A 23,465-nucleotide genomic window follows, 5' to 3' on the forward strand; every position below is an offset into this window, starting at 1 on the left:
TTTGTTTGTTTTCATGATATTTAAATTTTAAAAATTGAACTTTTCTTTTCCTGCTTTGATTCTGAGTGAGCGATAGTTACTTCGATCATACTCATCCCAATCAGTGATTGGTTTTGTAGCTAGATAATGTGTGTGGTGACCAAGTTGGGATAAAACTTCCCATACTTCTTTAGGGTCAATAGATTCTTTGTTTTCCATACTCAAATTGTTTTAGGTGCGATTCGCAAAGGTTAATATGTATTATTGTTTAAGTTCGCTTAGCGAGTAGTTTGCAGTCAGTACTTCTATTTTTCGTTTTCGTTTCTTTCCTGAAACTGCTTTTTGAGCAGATAGTGGTTTATCAAATACGATAGTGTGCCATCCGTTTTTCTTAGTGTATTTAGTAAGGAGTTTAGAGGGATAAGAACTGAGTAAGAATTTACCTTTGACATTAGAAAGCGTATCCAATAAATTCTTGTAGTCTGTTTTGGTATAGCCATTATAATGACCTTGATTAGAATCGATATATGGAGGATCGACATAGTGAAAGGCATCCTCCATGTCACGGCTTCTAATGACCTTACATGCATCAACATTTTCTATTTGCACATTTTCTAAACGTTCAAAGACGTTGTTATCAAAGAGCAATTTCTTATTACGAAAAGCACTGACACGCTTAGAGTATTTGTCATAGCCCCAACTTCCAATCTGACAACTGAACCCCATATTTGTTCCTACATAAAATGCCCAAGCTTGTTGAAGCTTATTAAACAAATGAGGCATTCTATAAATAGCTACGGCAACGGAATAAGTCGCTCGGGAAAATAATGTCGCTTCAATTTTGGTTTTAAGATTGTCAAAGTCAGTGATAACAACCTCATAGAAGTTAACCACCATATTATTAGTGTCATTAATGACTTCTGCTTCAGATGGAGGTTTTGAGAAGAAAATCGCTCCACCTCCAAAAAAACTTTCTGTATAGATCCGATGCTCAGGAATTAATGGAAGTATGGCAGAAATCATATTGATCTTTCCACCATAGTAGGTTATGGGAGTTTTGGGCATAAATTGACGATTGGTTTAAGACTAATAATTACAACAAATGATTGTCAGAAAATGAAAAGTAGCTCTCTGAAGTGATGATTAAATGATCTAGTAATGTCACATCAATCAGATCGGCAAGTTTTAGTAATCTTTCAGTCACCTTCTTATCACTCTGACTTGGCTTTAAATTTCCTGATGGATGGTTATGGCAGACAATTAGAGCCGAGCTATTAGTCATAAGGACTAATTGATATACTTCCTTTAAATTAGTAGCTACTCCAGTTATCGTGCCTGAACCAATTTCTGATATTCCCAAGACTCGATTACTTTGTGACAAGAGCATAACCCAATAGAACTCCTTTAAATCAATGCGTTTCAGGTTAACAAATTTTCGCAGTATCTTATTTGCATCTTCAGAGCTTTTAATAAGTATCATCCTATCAAAAAGCGGTCGCTTGTAACAAATCTCTATTTCGTGACAACCCATAATATGAGTTGCTGGTAAAATTGTTTTCATAAAGTTTTAATTTAAGGTTCAGATTTAACTGTATCTTAAAAGCTTTAAAATTTTACAGATAGAGTCAGAAATTGTACTGATATAGGGATTACCAAATATGATGAGGCATAAGGGTTGAAGCTGAAAATGCAACTGAAGGGCGTCCATCAATCATAAGTTTTAAATAGATATCATAGTTAGATAAATTGACAAAATCTGAAGCTGAGAAAACAGGGTGAAATTCCTTTTCCATAAAACGAGCATCTGCCTGACCTAAGCGAAAGCATACAATTGTTCCTACATTCCCTAAAACTGCATCTCTGATATTTGCGTCCAATTGTGAAATATACTGATGTGCCATAATCAGTCCGAGTTTAAATTTGCGAAGTTCAGATAGCATTCCAACAAGGGAGGTTGTTGTATAGTTTTGAAACTCGTCTAAATAACAGAAAAAGATTGGACGTTTTTCCTCAGGAGTATCAATTCTTGAAAAAGCAGCCGAAGATATTGAGGTTAGAAGTAGTGAACCTAAAATATAGGAAGCATCAGCCCCTAAATAACCTTTTGAAAGGTTTACAAGTAATATTTTATTGTTGTCCATAATATCTCTCAAGGATATTTGTTTAGTATTTTCTACAAGGATTCGTTTTACTGAAGGGTAGCTGAGTAATCCTCCCAACTTGTTATAGATTGGCACAAGATCATTCTTACTGTACTGCTTAAATTCTTTTTCAAAAAAGTTTCTCACTTCCTCATTAGTGACTTGTTTTAAGCATAGGGATCTGAAATTTGAATCTTGAAGTACTTTTAAAATATCAGAAAAAGTAGCATAACTTTGCTGTAAGAGCAGAAGAATAACATTCCTTAAAATATGAGAAAGCTTAACTCCCCAGCTTTTGTTACCCCATAATCTCTCAAAGACTTCAAGAATATTTGAAGCCACTAATGGTTGTTTTTCTGATGATACTTTTCGAAGTGCATTATAACCAAGTTTTAAATTTGGATCAGTTGCATTTAAATAAACGATATCTTTTAATCTGTATTCTGGAATTAAATTTATGATTTGATTCACCAGATCCCCATGAATATCAATTAAACAAATACCAAATCCTTTTTTTAAATCTTGAGAAATTTTTGTCTTAAGAAGCGTGGTCTTCCCTGTTCCCGTTCTTCCTATTATATAGAAATGATGAAGACGATCGTGTAACCTAATACCAAAAGTATGTCTCTCTTCTCTGAAATTGCTCTCGGCAAAATAACATATTGAATTATCTTTTTTTAAAATCACTTATTTATTTTCTCGTACCTAAAATGAAATCAAAGGGTCAAAAACAGTAAAATATAACGTGTACTTTTATTCGTTAAATTTACACCAAAAGAAATGTATGATAAAGATTAGAACCTCAGTAGCCGATATAGACATTGAGTACTTTAGAAAGAATAAAGTATTTGACGATGCCACTAAGAACCGAATTTATGATTGGGAGGAGTTTTTTAGATCTAAGTTGATCTTGAAGCTTAATAAAGCTTATGATGATAACTGGAAACTAGATTTTACACAAACACCAGAGCAACTGTCTTGGATGGTAGATATTAAAGCAAACGATAGATCAACAGCTATACAAGTTAAGAATATAATTAAGGGATCTTTGAAAGGCTTTAATATTGAAGCTTTTTATGATGGTGTTGGAATCTAATTAATATGGAAACTCTAAAAGGAATATTAGTTCTTGTTTTAATTTTGGCTACAGTTTTTTTATGGCAAGGAATTAGGGAGATCAAAGGCAGAACAGGTAGGAGCAAAAAACAAATGAGTGATGATGATTTTAATTCTGGTTGTATGAAAATAGGGCTTTATATATCATTAATGTCTTTATTTATGATGATTATTACTTGTGAGTCTTAAAGCTAGCAAGTGTCTAATAAAAATTAAGTTATCTCTTCAAGTGAAAGATATTCGAAATTTACGTTTAAAGACTCATTAACGTAATTGATGAATTCCAAATCATATTCTTTTGCCTTTAACTGACCAACAATAACAATTTTCTTTTTAAGTCCTTTATGCTTTTTCTCTACTTGCTCTTCATAAAAAGAATAACTCAATAATTGTCCCAAGCCTTGTTTGATACAAGTCTCAGAAGTGAGAGCAGTTTTTACCTCATAATAATGAACTTCAGAGTTTGATACGAGTAGTAAATCAATAAAGTTCTTTTCAAAAGAAATATTTGCATTTGGATACTTTGAATCTAAATACTCATAAAGCCTTTCTTGAAACTTTTTATGGTGTTGAACTGTAATTGTCTCTTCTGTTCCCTTTCTGAATTGATCTTCGGTATTTAGCTTATTGGTTGCCTTACGGCTTCTATTTCTCTTTCGGGGCTTGATTGGTTTCGGTTTATCTTTCTCATCTAACAATCCTGCTTCATGAAATAGTTTCCGCATGAAATTAAAAACACTAAGGTTCGGTGGTTTTTTATCATACAGGTAACGATGCATCTTTGCATACTCAACTTTTTTAGTATGCTCCATTTTAAGTTCTCTTGTAAACCGCAAAAGCACGTCTCTATTAAAGACAGGAATCATACTTTGACCAGAATAGAGAAACGCCACTTTCCATTTGAAAAGATTATAAATTCCATCGACCTTTTCGATAGATTCAAAATCTAGCTGTTGAGCATATTCTATGACCTTAACGACACGATCTCTTACTTGTTCAAAAACTACATTGGCATCAAAATCAGATTCACCATAACTCTTAATCCAAGAATAGATATCATTAGAATAAGCTTTTGATTTCGATTTCTTCTTTGGGTCTCTTCTTTTGTAAATACCGAATTTAAGACTGCTAATCCCGTTTATACTTCCAAGCGGTCTAGTTTGATTTTCAACCCACTGTGTAAACGTAAATCTGTTATTGACATCTGTGTATTCTTCAATGGTAATTTTTTTGACTTCTGAAAGAGGCCATCTGTCTAAGAACTCTTTTAAGAGTTTTTCGTCTTCGTAAAGTGGAATTTCGTAATCATTCATAAAGTAAAAACCTTTAAAAGTTTATATTTGAAGAAATTAGTAATTATAAATCATCGTATGAAGAATTTTTTATTTTTATTTTCAGTTTTATTTCTTGGATTAATCTCATCAGCACAAAATGATAAGTCCAATAGAGATGCTTTTAAGCTCGAAATTGCAATTGATAGCATTAATTTTTATGAGCAAAATGTTGAAAGATCTCCTTATTTTGTTAAAGAAAAAGTATTACAAATTTACCCAAGTGAAACTCTATTAATAGAAACTGAAATTAAAGGAGATAGTATCTATTCCATGAAAGTAGTAAAAGAGAATATAAACCCTGAAAAAACAATAATTATTGATTTTCAACAAGAAGTAAAAAATAAACAAAATGAAAGGATGATTCTATCCGTTACTAATCCTTTTAATAAAACACTTAGATACGAAGCTTTGATGTTTGTAAATGGTGGAAGTGACTGGACACCAACAAGTATAATACCTGTTAGACCTAAATTAAAGACATTTGAAATGTGGAATGATGTAATTCTTTCAATGGTTCTTGTTGAATGGAGATTTGGTGAAAATTAAAATAAAAAAGCTACTTCATTTAAAAAGTAGCTTTTTTATTGGAACTAATCTCTTTTCTCAGTCCACTCAATAATTTCTATTTTTTTGAGCGAACCACTGAAGAGCCTTCTATGACCTAAATCGTCTTTACTAAATATTCCAATAATGGTTCCGTGGGCATTATCAGTATAATTAATTTTTCTTTTTATTATTTCTGCATCACTAATATTTATATATAAAGCATTTTTATAATGCCCATAATCAAAATCACCCTTACTTAAATAAATTGCATGACCTTCATTGCTAAAATTTAAATACCCCTTAATCATAACCTTTCTCCCGTCATATTTTTCAGGATTTGCAATTAAGTCAATTAGAGATACCACCTCAAATTCATTTTGAACAGAATTAACTTTTTCATTGTTGTCACAAGCAAAAATTGTAATCAAGATAAAAATTAATGTTTTCATGTATATTATTTTTTTATTCATTTTTAGTTTTGATACGTTCAGGATGTAATTCCCCATCTTCAAAATAAATTAAAGGCATCACGTCTGGCGTTACATTTGGACTAACATTAGAGCTATTCCTTGATGGACTATTAGGATCACTAGGTATTTCAGAACTTATAGTTGTGACTGACTGGCCACCAGTTTTGTAAGCTTTAGGATCGTGCTTTAATAAATCTCCTTTTGGAGTAGCAACAAAGGCCGTATATCCTTCGGTCTTATTAGCTCTTTGTCTATTAGCGTCTAAATCTTGATCAGAAAAAGAATTATCATCTGGAGGAATCAATCCATTCTCAGTGAAACCATGTCCTTCTCCAGCTCTATCTTGAGAATGAGTATGAATATCCCCTGTAACTTGAGAACTATCTATACCTTCCGGTAGTGGAACAGCTTCAGGAGTACCAGCAGTACCACCTTCATTTGCATCATTTTTATATCCTACTGGCACAGCATAAGTTGTATAAGTGTTCCCTGAGGCATCAGTCGTTTCATAAAAAACGCTTATTAACTCCACATTATTGTTTATCGAAACACCATTATACTGATTGGCAAAGTCAAGAGCTGCGGCTTCCTTATTCTTGAACTGATCACCAGGAGCCATCCCATCAGAATCATAAAAATATATTGGATTATCAAAAGCATAGTTATAAGGAGAATGTTTTCTCATTTTTTCAGCTAAAGGATCAAGATTCATCCAACGTCCAATTGCAGGGTCATAATTACGAGCTGTGATATCAATCCATTCTAAGCCCAGTTCATCTTGTTCTTCCTTTCCTACGAATCCATACGGATGGTCAGTACCATTAATTACGTTATTATACCCTTTATGTTTTAAGCCAAAGGGATAGTAGTCTAAGACCATTTTTTTGACCTTTCAACAATTTTAACAAGCTGTTTCCAACTTTTACTACAGTATTTTTAAAGAACGTTTCTCTATACTAAGAATCTTCAATTTAGAACTTCTATCCCCAAAAATAAATTCTCAAATGAGCTTCAAGATACTTTTCATTTTTTGAAAAACAAATCGTTTTTCTACTTAATCTTTTAATATGTGTTCGAAGTGTTAGATTATTGCGTTCAATAATATTAGTACAATATTGAAATCGCTTATGAATTGCTCTCGGGATGATGCTCGTGTATATATTCAGTCGATCTGTATAGATTCGCTTTGGAACTAACAATAATAATTTATTGATAAGTGGCTTTATATTCTCACTAGTCTTCCTACCAACAATAAAATCAATTACTGTTTTTGTTTGTTGCTCGATAGCATAAGTAATCCATATCACGCTATCTTTATTACCTATAAAACTCCAAAGCTCATCAACTTCAAATTTGCAACCTAGCTTGTGAAAGCAAGGAGATTTAATTTCCTTACTTATTTTGAGTAGTCTTGATAACACTGTATTTTTAGAAATTTTCAATATTCTAGATATACTACGAATTCCACTGCCTTCTTTAAGCAAGTTTTTGATTAAATCATTAGTATCAGAATTATAAGCTTTGTAGCTATACTCTAGTTGAAATCGTTTGTTGCAAGATTTACATTTGTAGCGTTGAACATTATTCTGAAATCCACTTTTTACGGATAGACCAATACATTTAGGACATTTTATATTTTCCATGTCCTAATTTAATACACAACGATTTAAGGATTCCTTATTTTAAGACCTACAGGAGATTTTGTATTCTATCTAGATATCAATTATCAAAGAAAAACAGCAATCAACATTTCTGTTAACTACTGTTTTTCAATAATTTAAATTCTAATTTTAAGTCATGTCCTAATTTGGGACACTACCCGATTAGTGCTGTACACTATGAAAAGTATTACCATTTATGATATACTCATTAAAATTTGGTTCATATATAATAAGGTCATCGTCTTTTTTATGATTCATTATATTGTTGGATTTAATGTTCTTTATTGTCAATAGGTTATCATCAATTAATCCATACAAAAGAATCAATTTATCTTTTTCAATAATGTACCCTTTTAAATTTTTGAAATATCGTTTAGATTTCTCTTTCCTAAATATATCAAATTCAGTTTTACAAACGCTGACTTGAATTTCCGATTTATCTGTTTTTTCAAAATACATTACAAAGGTATTGGCGGTATTATCAAAAAGACCTTTAGATTGAACATCGTTAATTATATCTTCAATTACAGTGGACTTAATGGAATGTGTTGATTCCATTTTTTCAATTTGCTCAAAATTGTAAATATTATTTGAACATGAAAGAACAATAACAGACATGAATAACACAAGGTTTCTATTAATTTTTCTTTTTAATAGGCGTTCCTTTTGTTGAAGGAGTGTATTGTATGTAAGATTTTGTTTTAACATCATAAACTTTTAAAATTATTAATTCTCCTCTATTTCTTCTTTTTATTTCTGCAAATTTTTTATCACCTTGTCCATACTTTTTATCTCTTTTATCAAAACCAGAAGGACCAGCATAACCATCAATACCTCCATCAGTTGGATGGCTATGAGTGTGTTCAAAATATACATCTTGACCCGAATTTTCACCCAAACTAGACCTTAATAAAGCACTTGCACCCCATTCTTTACCTTTAGAGTGAGATGTAGCAATCCAACTATTAATGTTGTCTTCAGTCAGCATACCCCATTCAACGTCAGTATTTTCAGCAAAAAATTCAAATAATTTATCAGCTCTATCTCCACCTTTATGATAAAAATAATCATATTTTCTTCCTTTACCATCTTTTGCATTAGTATTTTGAGATAAAGAATTTTTGTCGGCTTCAGCAGAATCACTCTCATTTACTTCACCATTTCCATCTGTGTCTATTTTTTCCCCTTCATCATTTACCGCATAAACTCTATCAATTTCATTACCATCATCATCGAAATATTTCTTATCATCTATTTTATTAATATCTCCATTAGAATCAACTCCGTAAGTAGCTTTCATTCCATCAGGGTCAATAAAATAGACTGGATTGTTAAATGCATAATTATAAGGAGAATGTCTACGCATTTCCTCTGCCAATGGGTCAATATTCATCCATCTCCCTAAGGCAGGGTCATAATTTCTTGCACCATAATCATACCAATCTAAACCGAGTTCATCTTGAAGTTCTTTTCCATTGTATTTAATTTTCTGAGCAGGATTCGTGCTTGTAATCACGTTATTATACCCTTTATGTTTTAAGCCAAAGGGATAGTAATTGTTTTCTTCTAAGATTTCTGTGTTATTTACGACACCATCTTTGTTGCTATCCATATAGGATACACGTATATTGCCTAAATGATCTTTGTATTGGTATACATGCTCAAAGTCTTTTCCTTGAGGTTGGATATAGCCTTCAGCATGAGGAAAAAACTGTAACACATCATCTTGGTAAATATACCCATTAGCATATTTGGTAACAACTAGTGTACCATTATCATTAACCGTTTTCTTTAGCTTAGTACCTGTAGCATCATAGGTATAAGTGATATCGTTGTTTCCTGTAAAATCAACAAGTGTTGGCAAGTTTAAATGGTTATAAGTAATATCGATGCTTTTGTTCTTATCTTCAATAAGGTTGCCATTAACATCGTAAAGATAATCTTGCCCAACTGTATTACCATCTACAAAACCATTGGCAACATCACCTGTATCTACAACATGTGTTAATTGATTGGCTTGGTATGTATAGGCTAAGTCATCCATAACTTCAAAATTATTTGAAGAACTACTTTTGGTATTACGCTCTAAATTAGTAATATTTCCATTCTTATCATAAGAAACATTACTCAAATTATAAAAATCATTCTGGATGAAATTCCCCAAAGGTTTATGAAAATCGGCAGCTACAATTCTATTTAAGGCATCGTAGGTATAATCATAACCACGTACAATTTGGCTATCACCTGTATCTGGATCTAACGAAACAGTATTCCAACGTGTTTCACTAATGTTTCCATTATACAGTTTGGTTGAGCCTGAATAATCTGTTGTATTGTAATTGATCTTAAATCCAAAAAGATCATGTGGTGTTCCAGTGATATTTAGGTCATCAATATTGTTAATTCCTTTAAGCCAACCTCTAATGTTATAGGTATAATCTACTTCTTGCAGTTCTGCTTCAAGATCAACCATAAAGAAATCATTTACACTTACTTGGTTTTGGTATAATGATAAATCACCTACCATATGACCTAAGGTAGTTGCTACAGTAGATACGTAAAAAGGTTCTCCGTTTTTAAGGTAGTAAATCGTAGTACCGCGTCGCTCTACAGTAAATACATCGCCAGCGGCATGATTGGTTTTATCACCTCTATTGACGCCATTCTCTCTAACTCTTACATTGCCATTATTTACAATATGTATAGCGTAATCGATACTATTTATATTTACATCTGAATCTGTATAGGATAAGCCTACTGCAAAGATCTTGTTGCTCTGTGTTGTAGTTACACTCACGTAACCATTACCTTCGATAGTTTCTACAGTAGAGAGTCCAGCATCCCAAGCATTAGAGTTTGGTGTTTTAGTAATGTTTGTTCCTACTACAGTCACATTTTGTTGATTGGTATAAGTGGCACTATTAGCCAAGCTACCACCAACTTGTTTTTGCTCTAATTGGCCTAACTCGTCATAATTGTGTTTGGCAATGAGTTGTTTTGCACCATCATTAATTGACTGTTCTTGTCTTAAAAGACGTCCAGTATGGTCGTAACGAAACTCATCTACGGTTACAATAGGATTAGAACCTAGCACTTTGTGTGTGGTATGTGTTTTAATCACTTTTCCTGTAAAGTCAAAATAGCTGCTTACTGCATCTGTAGTTTTAAACTCATTATTTCTTGTAATACTATATACAGGTCTTGCTTTTGCATCGTAGTAGGTAGATGAGGTAATCCAATCATTAGAACCTAAAATGCGTACTTTACTTCCTGTACTTAAGCCTTTAGTATCACTAGTAAATGGCTGGCCAAGTGCAGAGTAACCTATAAATACATCTTCAACGGCAGCATTTATATGAACAAAACTAGCATCGCCTATTAATGTTCCTGTACTTGATGCAGTGGTAGTATGAAAGACGACATCGTTTCTAAGGTATCTTATCTGAGATCCAACACGTTCTACTTTAAAGACATCAAATTGATTGTAAAACACGCCATTAGAATATATACCTAAACCTTCTTCATAGACAAAGAAACGACCATCTTCTCTTAAATAAATGCAATGATCTATTGTGTTGTAGTGGTTATTTGAAGCAGAGTTAATATCAGACAAGCCAATAAATAAGGCTTTATCGGTTTGGCTTACCGTCCATTGAATGTAACCATCTTCTTCTATTGTAGTCGCTGTAGTAAACCCTGAGTTGCTCCAACCAAATGGGACATCTTTTTCAATTTTGTTTCCTATTTCATCTAAACCATCAGTTGCTTGTATGTTCATATCATAAGACGCCTCGTATGAATTGCCTGTATCCCAATCGTAATCATCATAATAACTAATGGTATGCACTTCTTTAATGGTTTGAGGAAAGACCGCATTACTATAGTACAATTCGGTAATTGGAGTTGTATTTATAGTTGTAAACTTTCGAACTTCGTATAGATTTCCTGTGGTATTCCCCGTTTGATTGGTGACATCGCTTTGAGCTTGTGCTCTTGTATTATTACTTTCATAAAGTCCAGTATAAGCCACACGACCAAACACATCATATTTGGTAAAGAGCCAATGTTTAGTTTCTCTTAAGTTAGCATCCTGTGTGAGTACTGGTCTATCTAAGGTGTCGTATACAATATATTCCCAGTCTTTCTGTGGAATTTTCTTTTCTACCAGTCGATTTCTATGGTCATAACGGTATTGATAACAAAGATCATCTAAAACGCTTTGAACAATGTTACTTCCGCTTAAAATGTTTGCCGAGCCTTCTGGCGATAATACAAATGAAAGGTTACCAAAATCGTCATACACATAATACGTATCGTGAGCCACATTGCCATCAAATGTGCGCTTTAATACCACACGACCTTGACGATCTTTAAATTCTTCTGTGGTGTGATCTTTTATATGAGTTTGCGTATCATCCCAGTTTTCATCTTTGGTAACAGTCTTGTATAGTTCATTGGCTATATAATGCCCATCATAGATTAATGTTGCCACTTCGGTATTCCCTGGAGCGTAAGTTACCTTAAAGAGTTTGACATTATCATTTGCCGGATTTGTTGGATTAGCAGCGTCAAAGGTATTACTAAGGTAACCAAATTTAATGGTGTGTTCGTTGGTTAAAGCCCAATCTTTACCGGGAGCAGCTTGCTCTAAGGTACGGTTTAGCGGTGATTCTTCAATCACTGTTTCACTATAAGCATTAATAGAGCCTACTGCAATTTGATCGTCTATATATTTGCTAGCGTAATACGATTCTTGTAGCGTAAGTAGATTAGAATTTATGTAATCTAAACTGGCACTACCAAAACTTTGATTGGGATTGGCATAAGGCAAATACTGTTTGGTTTGCCTACCGTAGCCATCATAAACGATAGGCGTAACAATATCTTGTTTATTAGCTCCAGCTTGTTTGGCTATTGCTTGTATGGGTCTACCTAAACCATCAAAATAGGTGATGGATTCTATTTTTTGATCAGGATTAAGTGGTATGGCAGTTCCAGTTATATCATTCCCATCTGTAGTTTCTACTTGATAGGTGGTGGTCTTTACGTAATTTTCGGTGGTGGTTTGTGCCCAAACTAAGTTTGACACTAAAACTACTGCTATGGTATATAGTAACTTTTTCATCTTGGTCTCAGTTTTGTGGTCTGTAGTTATATTCGTTTTCGCTTAATATATTATCGTTGGCATCTTTAACATACTTAAGCCGATTAAAGGGGTCATACTCATAGTACATGGTATAACCTCTTGGGTCGGTTGTACTGGTTATCCCTTCTAAAATATTATAGGTATATGTATGTACATAAGCATTAGAGAGGCTTGAATGATTGCGGATAGCGTTTAAAGCATCGCGTAATGTATCTTCGGTTGTTGCATTGGTATCATTATTTGATGCGGTAATTGCAGCATCAACCAATGTTTGTAAACTAGAAGGGAAACTTGTTCCTGAAGGTGATTGTTGATAAGAGTAGTTTTCTATCTTGGCGATAGGCAACGTATGATTATAACCCCAAATGTAAATGACATGTGTACCATCAACTTTACTAATTTCTAGAGGATTACCATATTCATCATAGGCATGGTAGGTGATACGATCTTCCACATCATCTATAATAGACCAAGGCACACCTCCTCCAGGCGGATCACCTTCACCTTTAACGGCCTGAACGGTTTTAAGCATCGTCACATCATTAGCTGAATTGGCCTGTGGGAAGGTGTAAAAATCATTCTTTACAGTTGAAATACGAGCACCATCTTTAAAACTCTCTGTACCAATGACTGTATTTATTCGATTCTCTGTAGCGAGTTGAGATGCATAAGCAGAGCCAAAAATACTGGTACTTGTAGGTGTAGGATAGTAATATTTGGTTTGGTAATCTTCGCTAATGCCTTTTCGTTCTACATAGGCATGTTGCTCACTAATTTGATGATTATCTGGATCGTAAGTAAACGTTTGATTGGCGATCACTTCTTTAACTGAAAAATTATTGTTTGGTAAAGCTTCATAATAAAATTCTTTCGTGTCTGAAGCAGTAAGCTGTACTTTATAAGACGACTCGTTTGTAAATCGTGCTATGCTTGTAGTTATATTTGGCAAGTAAGCTGAAGTGTTAACAATAGTAAGATAATTTTGAGCCGTATTAGTGTTTTCGCAATTATAGGTCATATTATTACGATTATCTGTACTAAAATCGGCATATGAGTTATACGATGTGCGTATAAGGTTATCAATATTCGAAAGTAAGTTTTCGTTAATTATAAACTGTAATTTTTGTCCTTGCGGTACTTCAATATCAACATTGTTATCATAATTGTAACTATTGATGGTTTCTGTTAACTTTTGATTATTATCATTATAAGTGGTTTTTTCACGTAAATTACCTCTTAAATAGTCTTTCTCAATAACAGGTTCAAATGGATATACATAAGGTTCTGGGTAGATTGGAAAATCAATGGCCGAATCAAATATATATTTGGTAACTGATCTATTAATTATAGCTTGTCCTATACTAGTAGGTTGTGGATTATTAACATCCTGCTTAAACTCTGCTACATTTTTATAACCAATATAACTGCCTTGTGTGAGTTGGGCACTTAATTCATTTTGATGTTCTGAAACAAGGTAAAAGGCCTTCTTATCATTTGGAAAATCATATATGGATTTTGAATAGAGATAATGCCTAGTAAGTTCTGATTCACTATCTAAAGAACCACTTGAGAAACGATGTATAGGATCTACACCTCCTATATTGCCTGGGTGACCAGGATAGTCACCACCTGTTGGTAATTTACTTACTGTAATCCCATTTAATGTATGTGTAATAGGCTCTAAAGCATAATTGATAGCGGTATTTTGCTCTCTTTCGTTTTCATCAATATCATTAATTGAGGCCACACGAATGCCGCCACCATATAACCACCAGTTTAAAGGACCTGATTCAAGATCTTTAAGATATACATTTATAGATAGCGTAATCGGATAGTCTAATGTAGAAGTATCATAAGGAGGTTCAACTTCAGCTGTATCATCTTGCCTAACATAGATACGATATTTTCCTGTTCGTAGAACAGGATTGATTTGCGAGTAATTCTCATCAATATCCATTTTTATTATATCTCTTGCAGTATCAATTGTTGTTGTACTACCATTAACGATTATTGGTTCAAAATGAACATTATAATGAAATGGCTCAATATATTCGCTTCCAGAGGTTACATCAATATCAATTCGACTTACTTGATTTATAGTCACATCGATGATTTGATAAGCACTTTGATGAAAATTACTATCTTGGTGATTTTGTGTATTATGTATGGCACCATCTACAACAGTATTATAATTATCCGGATTTTGAAAGATTTCAAAAAAGTTCAATAAGCGATCCCCTTTATAGCTATAAGTATTACTTTGCCAATTAAATTTTCGTTTTCCTCCAGTAGGATAGCTAATACTAGTTAGTACACCTGAGGTAACTTCTTGACTGTAATTATCTGGGTTGTCACTTTTGTAATAGCCAAAATCGTCATAATTAGTTCGACCATGAGGTTTTAAATTTTCTAATCTATCATACTCAAACGTGTATTTTTGAATTTCAGTTGTTCCTGGTACTGAAACTTCTATATGGTCTAAAAACAGAAGACTATCATAATCATAATCGTTATTATCAATATCCAACATAGTACTGTCATAATTAAAATTATAAGTCTTATCAAGCAAACCATTATCAGAAATACTTATGACATCTAACCGCTCACCAAAGTATTCTGGATGATTCTCTGTAGAAATAAATGACACCGTAATGCCATCATTAAAAGTTATAGCTGTTAGTTTTTTAGAATCTATACTTAGGTAACTTTGAAAAAAATTGGCTGCAGGCTCGTAAGCTTGTGGACCACAACCAGCTTCCCAGCCACATGTGGTATCAAGATTTCCGCCTAAACCAGATAAGTTATTATGCTGGAGTGCTGGAAAAACGCCATTGTGAATATCATTTAGCATGAGTTGGTGCATCTCAGCGTTTGTGCTTTGCCAAGTAAAATCAGCAGCTAGACCATTTGAAACCCATAAAAAGCTAGCAAGAACCTCTTCATAACTCCTTCCTTCATTACCTTCTGGTATTGGGTTATTGATAATTTCATTAAGATCTGAATAGGTTTGGCAATCAATCTGATACCTTAAAGTGCTTTTTAATGACACCGAATTTGGTGTTTCAGTAGCAGGTTTATAAGAAAGGGTTGCTATGTTTTTCCCTGACGCATTTGTAACACTTTTCAGCTTCCAAGCTGAACGAAATTCAGGAATATTTTCTTCATTTAAGTTAGGAATAATATCGCCCCTATATGAGGATACATTAATATCATTTCTTATCGTTTTTTCTACTTGATCAAACAAATACACAAAACCATTGGTATCTGTTATGGTAAAACTTTTAATTACGTCTGCGTAGTGATTTGATGAATTCGATATATTTTCATAGGCAACCTCTATTTTAAGTTTTGAATCATTACCTACTATTTTTGGAACTAGAACATTATTTTCTTTAACAAAAATGAAACGCCCTGTTTGTCCAAAAAAGTTAAATTGATAGATATCCCGATGGTAATCGTATTGATTAAAATCTTTTCCCCATAAGGCATCAAAATAATACGCATTATCATGAACAGGCAATGTATTATAAACTCCTAAATTATGAAATGATGTATGGTTAACACCTATTAGCCCTAAACTACTAGAATTGATCTCATCTGGTAGCCCGACTACAGAACGCGAAATCACGCCTCCAGTATCTAAAGCCCAACCTTTACCAACCCAACCCGATTGTTCATTAACACGAATGCCAGAAGATTGGTATTGCAAAGAAAGATTGTAGTTTAGTCCATTAATAGACTTACTAAATAATGGAATAGCAATACCTGGTTGCCCAGTGTAATGACTTAAAGACACCTCTTCAAATTTCATGAGTTGTGCTACAGTAGGTGATGGTCTTGTTATTTCAGGAAGGGTAAAGGCACTTTCATCTTGTGCAATTACACTTATTGGAGTTATTGTAATAAGAATCAAGATGTTAAATCGACTCAAATATTTTTTGAGACTTTTAAGAAAATTTTTCATCAAAAAAAGAGTTTTAGTTAATGGAATATTAATTATGTGTAGAAAATATACTGTGTGTATTTTTTTTAAAATAAATTGAAGTAAAAGTATTAATGAAATGAACATTCAAGTAAAGGTTAAGCCTTTAACATATAAAGGTTAAATCTTTGCTTTTTTAAAGCTTCCTTAAATATATTCGTAGCGTAAATATTGATTTTATAACTCTATTTATTTACAAACTATGACAGAAACGATTAATGTCTTAATTGTAGAAGACGAACCACTTGTGGTAACTGTTCTCGAAAATGCTTTTAATAAAATATCCGAGACCAATATACAGTTTGAATTTATTGTAAAATCTGCAACAAATTGTGATTTAGCATATGAGCAAATTCAAAAAGCAGTAAGCAAAACACCCTTTGATTTAGTTTTACTTGACATCAATATTCCAGCATCAGATGATAAAAAATTATTATCTGGAGAAGATATAGGGATAGAATTAAAGGAATTGTTTCCGAGTATAAAGATTATCGTTTTTACATCGCATAATAACAACTACAGGTTAAACAATATTCTTAAGACGCTTAATCCTGATGGATTTCTTATAAAAAGTGATATTGACTTTGCAAAACTTACAGAAGCTATTAATTCTGTACTTGTTGATGAGCCATATTACAGTAAAGCTATAATTAAGTTAATGAGGCGTCATATTTTGAATGATTTTGTTCTAGATCGAATCGATCGGCAGTTATTGCATCTCATTTCAAAAGGGAATCAAATGAAAGATATTGTAAAAGTGATTCCTTTATCAAAGAGTGCTATAGAATATCGAAAACGGAATCTAAAACAACTATTTGATGTAGAACACGGAAATGATCGACATTTACTTTTAAAAGCTACAGAACATGGATATTTGTAAAGAAATGAAACACGCCAGAAAGTTACCAGCTTTCAACCTGCAAGAGGTATTAATTGTACTACTCATTATAGGTGTATTTATGTTAATAGCGTTGCCAAATTTGATGCCTCTAGTTTCTAAGGCAAAAAGCGTAGAAGCACAAATACAACTCAAATATATTTATAACAATCAAACCTCACATCGGTATTTATATTCAAAATATACAACAGACTTGTATGAGCTAGATTTTGAAGCTCCAAAAACAGTTAAAGAAAATGGCACCAGTAATTATGAGTATGAAATTTTAAATGCAGACAATACTACTTTTAAAGCTAGAGCCAGAGCCATTACAGACTTTGATGGTGATGGCATATTAAATGTATGGGAAATCGATGAAAATGGAACACCAAAACAAATAGTAAAAGACTAATGGTTGTATTGAAAATTTTCATATTGACACTATTTCTATTGGTGTTCTATCAAGATTATAGAGAACGCCAGGTGTATTGGTTCTTATTTCCACTAATTGCATTAAGTTGTGGTCTCTTATTTTATAACCAAACATTACCAGAATTATTCATTGTGTCTGTACTGCTCAATGGGGTTTTTATTGGACTTCTATTACTAGCAGCGTTTTGTTACTCTAGATTAGTACTAAACATAAAGTTTAACGAAGCTTTTGGTTTAGGTGATACATTATTATTCATTAGTCTTATATTTTCTTTCTCTACAATTTCTTTCATTGTGCTATTCGTTTTTGCATTAGTATTCTCTTTAATCATTCATTTGATCTTAAAAAGCTATTCTGCTACAACAACCGTTCCGCTAGCAGGTTATTTAAGTTTGTTCTTTGGAGTGTCTTACGTGGCTTTATGGTCTGGATTAACTAATACGTTATATGCCATTTAAGATGATACAGGAAGACTATAATATATCTACTCATCTTTTACAGCTCATTAGTAGTGAACAAGCCTATCAATATAACGTGATTCCTGTGGATGAAAATGACAATGAAATCGTTTTCAAATCGGAAGATACTTCAGAAGCTCTACGACAAGAATTACAAGTCGTAATTGGAAAATCGATACGACTCATTTATGAACCTATTGAGAACATAAAACACTATTTAGCAACAAATTACAGAATGAAAAAGAATGCTCAATCACAAGCATTTCATTATGCTTCTGATTTTTTAGAGCAATTACTTACCACAGCCAAAGCTATTGGCAGTAGTGATATTCATTTTGAAGCTTATGAAAATAAGTGTAGAGTTAGATTTAGATTAGATGGAAAGTTAAAAGAGTATTACATCATAAATGCAAAAGACTACCCAATCATCATAAACAAACTAAAGATAAAAGCAGGTCTAGATATTTCAGAAAAGCGACTCCCTCAAGATGGCCGTATCACTATAAAAACAGCATCAGAGGAATTTGATATTAGAGTGTCATCTTTACCAATACTTCATGGCGAAAAAATAGTATTGCGATTATTGAGTAAAGATGCAGATCACATTCAATTGAATGATTTGGGCTTTTCAGAAAGGGAGTTACAGATTTATAAGGAATCCACAAAAAAACCAAATGGAATTATTTTGATCTCTGGACCTACAGGATCGGGAAAGACAACAACACTTTATGCAACATTAAAATTACTAAATGATGAAGATACAAATATTTTAACTATAGAAGATCCTATTGAATATACACTTGAAGGCATTAATCAAGTACAGCTCAAAGAAAATATTGGACTTGATTTTGCAAGCACACTCAGAACTTTTTTGCGTCAAGATCCTGACGTGATTATGGTTGGAGAAATAAGAGATGCCAAAACTGCTAATATGGCAATAAGAGCAGCCCTAACAGGGCACTTGGTACTATCTACTATTCATACCAACTCAGCTTGGGGAACTATTTCTAGATTAGTAGACATGAATATTCCTCCATTTTTAATTGCAAACACTTTAAATGTTAGTGTAGCACAACGACTCGTTAGAAAACTATGTGCAAACTGTAAGACGAAAAATCCTATTGATGAAAACGATTTTCCAAGTTCATTTACTATTCCAAGTGATTTAAAAGAAACATTTACACCTGTTGGTTGTAACGTTTGTTATTATACTGGTTTTTCGGGAAGAAAAGCTATTTATGAGATCATTCCTGTATCAAAAGAATTGGCGACCTACATCAAAAGTAACGATCTAGATATTGACAACTATATCAAGGAACAAGGCATTATTACCTTAAAAGATAATGCTATTGACCTGATCAGAAAAGGCACAACATCTATTGATGAAGTCTATGCATTATTAATTGATTAATTCCAGAAACAATACTGTTTATGAGACTACAAGGAACACAAATAGCATCTATAATATCAATTTTTATAATAGCACTTTTCATTTCATTGTGCCATGCGCAAACCAATGACCGAATTACAGTAATTCAAAGTGAATTGTATAAGTTATCAGAAACCAATAAGGGATTGGAAGAAAAACTCAATACCAACATTTCGCTTAATGAAGTCACACTTTCAAATTTTTTGCTTGCCATATCTAATGTTCATAAACTCAACTTTAATATTTCACCTGAATTAAATAACATCACTATAACAAATAACTTTTCTGATGTTACGGTTTCTAATGCATTGATTTTTTTATGCAAGGAATACCACCTAGATATTGAGTTTACAGGAAGTATATTATCTATTAAACCGCATGTATCTATTCCAGAAGATAAAACATATCCTATTTTAATTGATTATGATCCTTCAGACGAAACCATAACTATAGATACTAAAGACAATGATTTGTATACTGTATTTAAAAACATCATGGACGCTAGTGCTAAAAATTTGATGTACGCACCAGGAATGGAAAATCAAAAGATCACATCCTACATAAAAACAACGAATTTTGATTCTGCAATGGATAAAATGGCACTCGCCAATAATATGACACTTACAAAAACAAAAGACAATTTCTATGTGTTTGATGAGCAATTTAATTCCGATAAAACCACTAAGAACACACGACTAAGAAGTCGTCTAAATCCTAACGTTTTATTTAAAGTCTTAAACAAAGAGCGTCAACTATTGGAAGTTGACTTTGAAAAAGCACCTGTAGCGGATATTGTAAAGAGTATAGGAGATTCTCTTGATATCAACTTCTTTTTGGCTTCTCCAATTGAACAGGCTGGCACTGTTACTCTAAAAACCAAATCTATAACCTTCGACGAGTTGCTCATTAAACTATTTGAGCCACAAACCACGTTAAGAGCAGCAAGTAATTTGTCTAATACTACAACGCAAAGTAATATTAGGCCTTCTAATCAACAAACCGATGGCAACCTATCTAATGATTATACCTTTAAAAAAGAAGGAGGTATTTATTTCTTTGGAACTGCTAATCAGTTGAGTGTTCGTAAAATAGAAATTATTACACTCAAATACCGTTCGGTCAACTTTATGTCTGATCCTGAATTACTTTCTAGTGGAAGTGCAGTAGCAGATAATTTTGTTACTGCAGGTCAAGGGCTTCAAAACCGTACAAATTTTAACGGCTTAAATAATGGGAGTTCTATAAATAACAGAACCCAGACGTCGAGAAATCGATCAATACAATCTACTGAAGATTCGCAGGACATTTTAGAAGTGATTCCTGAAGAAATCAAACAAGATTTGGATTTTAAAGTTGATGTAGAATTGAATAGTATTTACGTTACAGGAACCAGTGCTAAAATAGAATTTTTCAAAGATTTTATTAAAAAAATAGACAAAAGCATTCCTGTTATTTTAATTGAAGTCATGATTGTTGAAGCTCAAACGAGTAATACGCTTGAAGCAGGTGTAACTTGGGGTATTGGTGATGAGCCAGCAATTACAAAAGGCGGTTTATTTCCTACTACAGATTTAACTTTAGGTGCAGAAACCATTAATAGAGTCATTAATGGATTTAGTAATACTTCGGTTTTTAATTTCGGTAATGTAGTTCCTAACTTTTTTGCCACCGTAAAAGCTATGGAAACCAATGGTAATCTTAAAATCAGATCAACACCAAAACTTGCTACTTTAAATGGTCATAGAGCATCATTTTCTAATGGTCAAACATCTTACTATGCTATTGTGAGAAGGGATATTATAGGAAGCGATAATCCGCAAACTACAGAAATTCGTAACTACTTTCCAATTGACGCCAGGCTAGGTCTGGATATCAAACCTTATGTTACTGGAAACAAACAAGTATTGTTAGATATCAATGTCATTCAATCTAGCTTTGGACAGCGCATAGCTGACGATGCACCACCAGATATTAATTCTCGCACATTCTCTTCTGTAGTACGCATGGAAGATCAAGATATTGCTGTTTTGGGAGGATTAGAAGAAAATTATAAAAACAATTCTGGTTCAGGAGTTCCCTTTTTAGCAAGGATCCCAATTATTAAATGGTTTTTCAGTAAACGAGTTAGAGAGGCACGAAAAACGAAACTCACCGTATTTATTAAACCGACAGTAATTTATTAATGAAACCTAAATTGTCATCATACTTAACTTTTGAAAATCAATTTTATAGTATTGAACTAACACAGTTGAATGGTGAAACGTTGTATTATGGAATCCAATTAAGAAAAAAGAAAAACCAAGTAGAACTAGAAGATTGTTTTACCTATTCTAATATAAAAGATACTTCAAAATACATCCCAAAAAACAAAGCCACTTTCTTAATCATTAATAACCAATTTGTAATCACAAAACGAATAGAGAATAGTGAAGCAGACCATTTAAAACTTTTAAATCTAGCGTTTCCAAATATTAAGGTTGATGATTTTTACTATGAAATTTTACAACAAGAACACATTCATTTTATAGCTATTTGTAGAAGATCACATTTAGATGCTATTTTAAATGATTTCAAATCTAAAAACATTTGTATTGTTGACTTTTCTTTGGGTAATTTAATGATTGCCTCTTTGACAGGTTATATCTCAGAACACAAGATTCATACAAATAATGCATGTATTATTTGTGATGATGGACAGATAACAGATATTCAATTGACTAGTACTAGTAATTCAGTATACGATTGCAATACTGTAAAAATTGAAAACAAAGATGTATTGAATTTTTCTGGCGCTTTGAGTTTAGTTACTAAAACAAAAAACACTAGATCATACTTCGATAATACTCAAGAAGATTTAGTACGTAATTATAAGGAAAAACAATTTTTTATTCAATTTCTTAAAATTGGGCTTGTCACGCTTTTTTGTGCTTTGCTGCTAAACTTTTTCGTATTTAATAACTACCATAAAAAAATTGATGAACTCAGAGAAACAACACAAGTTTTAAATTCATCAAAAAGTAAGGTGGTTCATCTAAATGAAACCGTACAGAAAGCACAAAAAACCGTTGAAGACATTTTAAGAGCTAATAATTCTAAAAGCTCTTATTACACGAACGTGTTGATTAAAGATTTGCCAGAACAAATCCGTTTATCTGAATTTAACTACCAACCATTACTGAAAAAAATAAAGGAAAAAAAGCCCATTGAAAATGAATTGAACACCATCCTAGTTTCGGGTAGTATTTATGAGCGCACTTCATTTTCAGATTGGATTATTTCACTTGAACAAATCAATTGGATTGCATCGGTTGAGATCATAAAGTTTGAAGACGTTTCAAAATCATCTTCTGTATTTTCAATCAAAATTAATATAAAGCATGACACAAAAAACTAAAAACATCATTCTGATTATTAGCTTTTTAGCAGTGCTATATATAGCATATAAATTTGCCTTTTCTAATACGATAGACCTAAGAAAAGAGTATCATACATTAAAAAAAGAAGCGGTTATGTTTGATAATATGCCAATGCAATTATCTTCTCTAAAGCAAAAGGAGCGCTATTACGATTCGTTATTGACCAAGTATCAACTGCATGGAAATTCAATTCAAAATAACATACTTAAAACTATTAATCGGTATGCTGATAGTAACAATATTAAAGTTACTAATTTTATTGAGCCGCATAGTATTAATAAGAACGATCTAAAAATCAATACTTATCAATTTACTTTAGAGGGTCATTATAGCGATATAGTTACCTTGGTCTACAATTTAGAACAACACACCAAGTTTGGAGAAATAATCAATTTGAATTTTGAAAAGAAAAAAGACTTTAAGACTGGGATATATTATTTACAAGCCCATATTTTATTAAAAAGCTTTGGATAGATT

General features: G+C 32.6%; 21 protein-coding genes. 10 read left to right on the plus strand and 11 right to left on the minus strand.

Annotated elements, in window-relative coordinates:
• Nucleotides 1–27 precede the first annotated feature (27 nt).
• The 4 genes from Q0876_RS03045 to Q0876_RS03060 form a co-directional block, all read right to left on the minus strand.
• On the minus strand, nucleotides 28–198 hold the full coding sequence (locus Q0876_RS03045) for a hypothetical protein (RefSeq protein WP_299223855.1): 171 nt from the start codon (nucleotides 196–198) through the stop codon (nucleotides 28–30).
• A 42-nt stretch (nucleotides 199–240) separates the two neighbouring features.
• Nucleotides 241–1,044, minus strand: a complete 804-nt coding sequence (locus tag Q0876_RS03050; RefSeq protein ID WP_299223856.1) for a DNA adenine methylase — start codon at nucleotides 1,042–1,044, stop codon at nucleotides 241–243.
• Between the two features lie 28 nt (nucleotides 1,045–1,072).
• Complete coding sequence (locus Q0876_RS03055) at nucleotides 1,073–1,510, minus strand: JAB domain-containing protein (RefSeq protein WP_299223857.1); 438 nt, start codon at nucleotides 1,508–1,510, stop codon at nucleotides 1,073–1,075.
• Nucleotides 1,511–1,628: 118 nt separating this feature from the next.
• Nucleotides 1,629–2,807, minus strand: coding sequence for a type IV secretion system DNA-binding domain-containing protein (locus Q0876_RS03060; protein WP_299223859.1), 1,179 nt, complete (start codon nucleotides 2,805–2,807; stop codon nucleotides 1,629–1,631).
• Between the two features lie 97 nt (nucleotides 2,808–2,904).
• On the opposite strand from Q0876_RS03060, the gene Q0876_RS03065 reads away from it, so the two are divergent.
• Together Q0876_RS03065 and Q0876_RS03070 are read left to right on the plus strand one after the other, a co-directional pair.
• Nucleotides 2,905–3,216, plus strand: coding sequence for a hypothetical protein (locus tag Q0876_RS03065; protein ID WP_299223860.1), 312 nt, complete (start codon nucleotides 2,905–2,907; stop codon nucleotides 3,214–3,216).
• A gap of 5 nt (nucleotides 3,217–3,221) precedes the next feature.
• Nucleotides 3,222–3,425: a hypothetical protein gene (locus Q0876_RS03070; protein WP_299223862.1), complete on the plus strand. Its 204-nt coding sequence runs from the start codon at nucleotides 3,222–3,224 to the stop codon at nucleotides 3,423–3,425.
• A gap of 23 nt (nucleotides 3,426–3,448) precedes the next feature.
• Here the strand turns inward: Q0876_RS03070 and Q0876_RS03075 are convergent, their stop codons facing one another.
• The gene (locus tag Q0876_RS03075) at nucleotides 3,449–4,549 is read right to left on the minus strand and encodes a hypothetical protein (protein ID WP_299223864.1); all 1,101 of its coding nucleotides are present in this window, start codon (nucleotides 4,547–4,549) and stop codon (nucleotides 3,449–3,451) included.
• 27 nt (nucleotides 4,550–4,576) lie between these two features.
• On the opposite strand from Q0876_RS03075, the gene Q0876_RS03080 reads away from it, so the two are divergent.
• Nucleotides 4,577–5,116, plus strand: a complete 540-nt coding sequence (locus tag Q0876_RS03080; RefSeq protein ID WP_299223866.1) for a hypothetical protein — start codon at nucleotides 4,577–4,579, stop codon at nucleotides 5,114–5,116.
• Nucleotides 5,117–5,160: 44 nt separating this feature from the next.
• Here Q0876_RS03080 and Q0876_RS03085 read toward each other — a convergent pair whose 3' ends face one another.
• The 6 genes from Q0876_RS03085 to Q0876_RS03110 all read right to left on the minus strand — a co-directional run bounded on the left by Q0876_RS03085 (nucleotide 5,161) and on the right by Q0876_RS03110 (nucleotide 16,357).
• The gene (locus Q0876_RS03085) at nucleotides 5,161–5,565 is read right to left on the minus strand and encodes a hypothetical protein (RefSeq protein WP_299223868.1); all 405 of its coding nucleotides are present in this window, start codon (nucleotides 5,563–5,565) and stop codon (nucleotides 5,161–5,163) included.
• Nucleotides 5,566–5,578: 13 nt separating this feature from the next.
• Nucleotides 5,579–6,466, minus strand: a complete 888-nt coding sequence (locus tag Q0876_RS03090) for an RHS repeat-associated core domain-containing protein (protein WP_299223870.1) — start codon at nucleotides 6,464–6,466, stop codon at nucleotides 5,579–5,581.
• 100 nt (nucleotides 6,467–6,566) lie between these two features.
• Nucleotides 6,567–7,229, minus strand: coding sequence for an IS1 family transposase (locus tag Q0876_RS03095; protein ID WP_299223872.1), 663 nt, complete (start codon nucleotides 7,227–7,229; stop codon nucleotides 6,567–6,569).
• 180 nt (nucleotides 7,230–7,409) lie between these two features.
• Nucleotides 7,410–7,805 (minus strand): hypothetical protein, encoded by a 396-nt coding sequence (locus Q0876_RS03100; protein ID WP_299223873.1) that lies wholly within the window; start codon nucleotides 7,803–7,805, stop codon nucleotides 7,410–7,412.
• A 79-nt stretch (nucleotides 7,806–7,884) separates the two neighbouring features.
• On the minus strand, nucleotides 7,885–12,372 hold the full coding sequence (locus Q0876_RS03105; RefSeq protein WP_299223875.1) for a DUF6443 domain-containing protein: 4,488 nt from the start codon (nucleotides 12,370–12,372) through the stop codon (nucleotides 7,885–7,887).
• Nucleotides 12,373–12,379: 7 nt separating this feature from the next.
• Nucleotides 12,380–16,357 carry a hypothetical protein gene (locus Q0876_RS03110; RefSeq protein ID WP_299223876.1) on the minus strand — a complete coding sequence of 1,326 codons (3,978 nt, stop codon included), beginning with the start codon at nucleotides 16,355–16,357 and terminating at the stop codon, nucleotides 12,380–12,382.
• 220 nt (nucleotides 16,358–16,577) lie between these two features.
• Here Q0876_RS03110 and Q0876_RS03115 point away from each other — a divergent pair, with 220 nt between their 5' ends.
• From Q0876_RS03115 to pilO, 7 genes are read left to right on the plus strand one after another with little or no spacing between them, the layout of a single operon-like run.
• The gene (locus Q0876_RS03115) at nucleotides 16,578–17,255 is read left to right on the plus strand and encodes a response regulator (protein ID WP_299223878.1); all 678 of its coding nucleotides are present in this window, start codon (nucleotides 16,578–16,580) and stop codon (nucleotides 17,253–17,255) included.
• Nucleotides 17,242–17,664 (plus strand): type II secretion system protein, encoded by a 423-nt coding sequence (locus Q0876_RS03120; RefSeq protein WP_299223880.1) that lies wholly within the window; start codon nucleotides 17,242–17,244, stop codon nucleotides 17,662–17,664. Before Q0876_RS03115 ends, Q0876_RS03120 begins: the two co-directional genes overlap by 14 nt.
• Before the next feature lie 23 nt (nucleotides 17,665–17,687).
• On the plus strand, nucleotides 17,688–18,143 hold the full coding sequence (locus Q0876_RS03125) for a hypothetical protein (protein ID WP_299223882.1): 456 nt from the start codon (nucleotides 17,688–17,690) through the stop codon (nucleotides 18,141–18,143).
• Nucleotides 18,133–19,554 (plus strand): GspE/PulE family protein, encoded by a 1,422-nt coding sequence (locus tag Q0876_RS03130; protein WP_299223884.1) that lies wholly within the window; start codon nucleotides 18,133–18,135, stop codon nucleotides 19,552–19,554. The genes Q0876_RS03125 and Q0876_RS03130 overlap by 11 nt, the downstream gene beginning before the upstream one ends.
• Before the next feature lie 20 nt (nucleotides 19,555–19,574).
• The gene (locus tag Q0876_RS03135) at nucleotides 19,575–21,755 is read left to right on the plus strand and encodes a general secretion pathway protein GspD (RefSeq protein WP_299223885.1); all 2,181 of its coding nucleotides are present in this window, start codon (nucleotides 19,575–19,577) and stop codon (nucleotides 21,753–21,755) included.
• Entirely contained in the window at nucleotides 21,755–22,966 is a 1,212-nt protein-coding gene (locus Q0876_RS03140; RefSeq protein WP_299223886.1) for a hypothetical protein, read from the plus strand. Before Q0876_RS03135 ends, Q0876_RS03140 begins: the two co-directional genes overlap by 1 nt.
• On the plus strand, nucleotides 22,950–23,462 hold the full coding sequence (gene pilO, locus Q0876_RS03145; RefSeq protein ID WP_299223888.1) for a type 4a pilus biogenesis protein PilO: 513 nt from the start codon (nucleotides 22,950–22,952) through the stop codon (nucleotides 23,460–23,462). The genes Q0876_RS03140 and pilO overlap by 17 nt, the downstream gene beginning before the upstream one ends.
• The last annotated feature ends 3 nt before the right edge of the window (nucleotides 23,463–23,465 follow it).

The organism is uncultured Psychroserpens sp. (assembly GCF_947503375.1).
In the GTDB taxonomy this organism is placed as follows: domain Bacteria; phylum Bacteroidota; class Bacteroidia; order Flavobacteriales; family Flavobacteriaceae; genus Psychroserpens.

What these genes read in the sequence shown, in the direction of transcription:
- Q0876_RS03055 (WP_299223857.1), bottom strand. Translation starts at nt 1,510, where the DNA reads ATGGGTTGTCACGAAATAGAGATTTGTTACAAGCGACCGCTTTTTGAT.
- Q0876_RS03105 (WP_299223875.1), bottom strand. Translation starts at nt 12,372, where the DNA reads ATGAAAAAGTTACTATATACCATAGCAGTAGTTTTAGTGTCAAACTTA.
- Q0876_RS03135 (WP_299223885.1), top strand. Translation starts at nt 19,575, where the DNA reads ATGAGACTACAAGGAACACAAATAGCATCTATAATATCAATTTTTATA.
- Q0876_RS03095 (WP_299223872.1), bottom strand. Translation starts at nt 7,229, where the DNA reads ATGGAAAATATAAAATGTCCTAAATGTATTGGTCTATCCGTAAAAAGT.
- Q0876_RS03050 (WP_299223856.1), bottom strand. Translation starts at nt 1,044, where the DNA reads ATGCCCAAAACTCCCATAACCTACTATGGTGGAAAGATCAATATGATT.
- Q0876_RS03115 (WP_299223878.1), top strand. Translation starts at nt 16,578, where the DNA reads ATGACAGAAACGATTAATGTCTTAATTGTAGAAGACGAACCACTTGTG.
- Q0876_RS03070 (WP_299223862.1), top strand. Translation starts at nt 3,222, where the DNA reads ATGGAAACTCTAAAAGGAATATTAGTTCTTGTTTTAATTTTGGCTACA.
- Q0876_RS03075 (WP_299223864.1), bottom strand. Translation starts at nt 4,549, where the DNA reads ATGAATGATTACGAAATTCCACTTTACGAAGACGAAAAACTCTTAAAA.
- Q0876_RS03140 (WP_299223886.1), top strand. Translation starts at nt 21,755, where the DNA reads ATGAAACCTAAATTGTCATCATACTTAACTTTTGAAAATCAATTTTAT.
- Q0876_RS03045 (WP_299223855.1), bottom strand. Translation starts at nt 198, where the DNA reads ATGGAAAACAAAGAATCTATTGACCCTAAAGAAGTATGGGAAGTTTTA.
- Q0876_RS03100 (WP_299223873.1), bottom strand. Translation starts at nt 7,805, where the DNA reads ATGGAATCAACACATTCCATTAAGTCCACTGTAATTGAAGATATAATT.
- Q0876_RS03110 (WP_299223876.1), bottom strand. Translation starts at nt 16,357, where the DNA reads ATGAAAAATTTTCTTAAAAGTCTCAAAAAATATTTGAGTCGATTTAAC.
- Q0876_RS03120 (WP_299223880.1), top strand. Translation starts at nt 17,242, where the DNA reads ATGGATATTTGTAAAGAAATGAAACACGCCAGAAAGTTACCAGCTTTC.
- Q0876_RS03090 (WP_299223870.1), bottom strand. Translation starts at nt 6,466, where the DNA reads ATGGTCTTAGACTACTATCCCTTTGGCTTAAAACATAAAGGGTATAAT.
- Q0876_RS03130 (WP_299223884.1), top strand. Translation starts at nt 18,133, where the DNA reads ATGCCATTTAAGATGATACAGGAAGACTATAATATATCTACTCATCTT.
- Q0876_RS03065 (WP_299223860.1), top strand. Translation starts at nt 2,905, where the DNA reads ATGATAAAGATTAGAACCTCAGTAGCCGATATAGACATTGAGTACTTT.
- pilO (WP_299223888.1), top strand. Translation starts at nt 22,950, where the DNA reads ATGACACAAAAAACTAAAAACATCATTCTGATTATTAGCTTTTTAGCA.
- Q0876_RS03085 (WP_299223868.1), bottom strand. Translation starts at nt 5,565, where the DNA reads ATGAAAACATTAATTTTTATCTTGATTACAATTTTTGCTTGTGACAAC.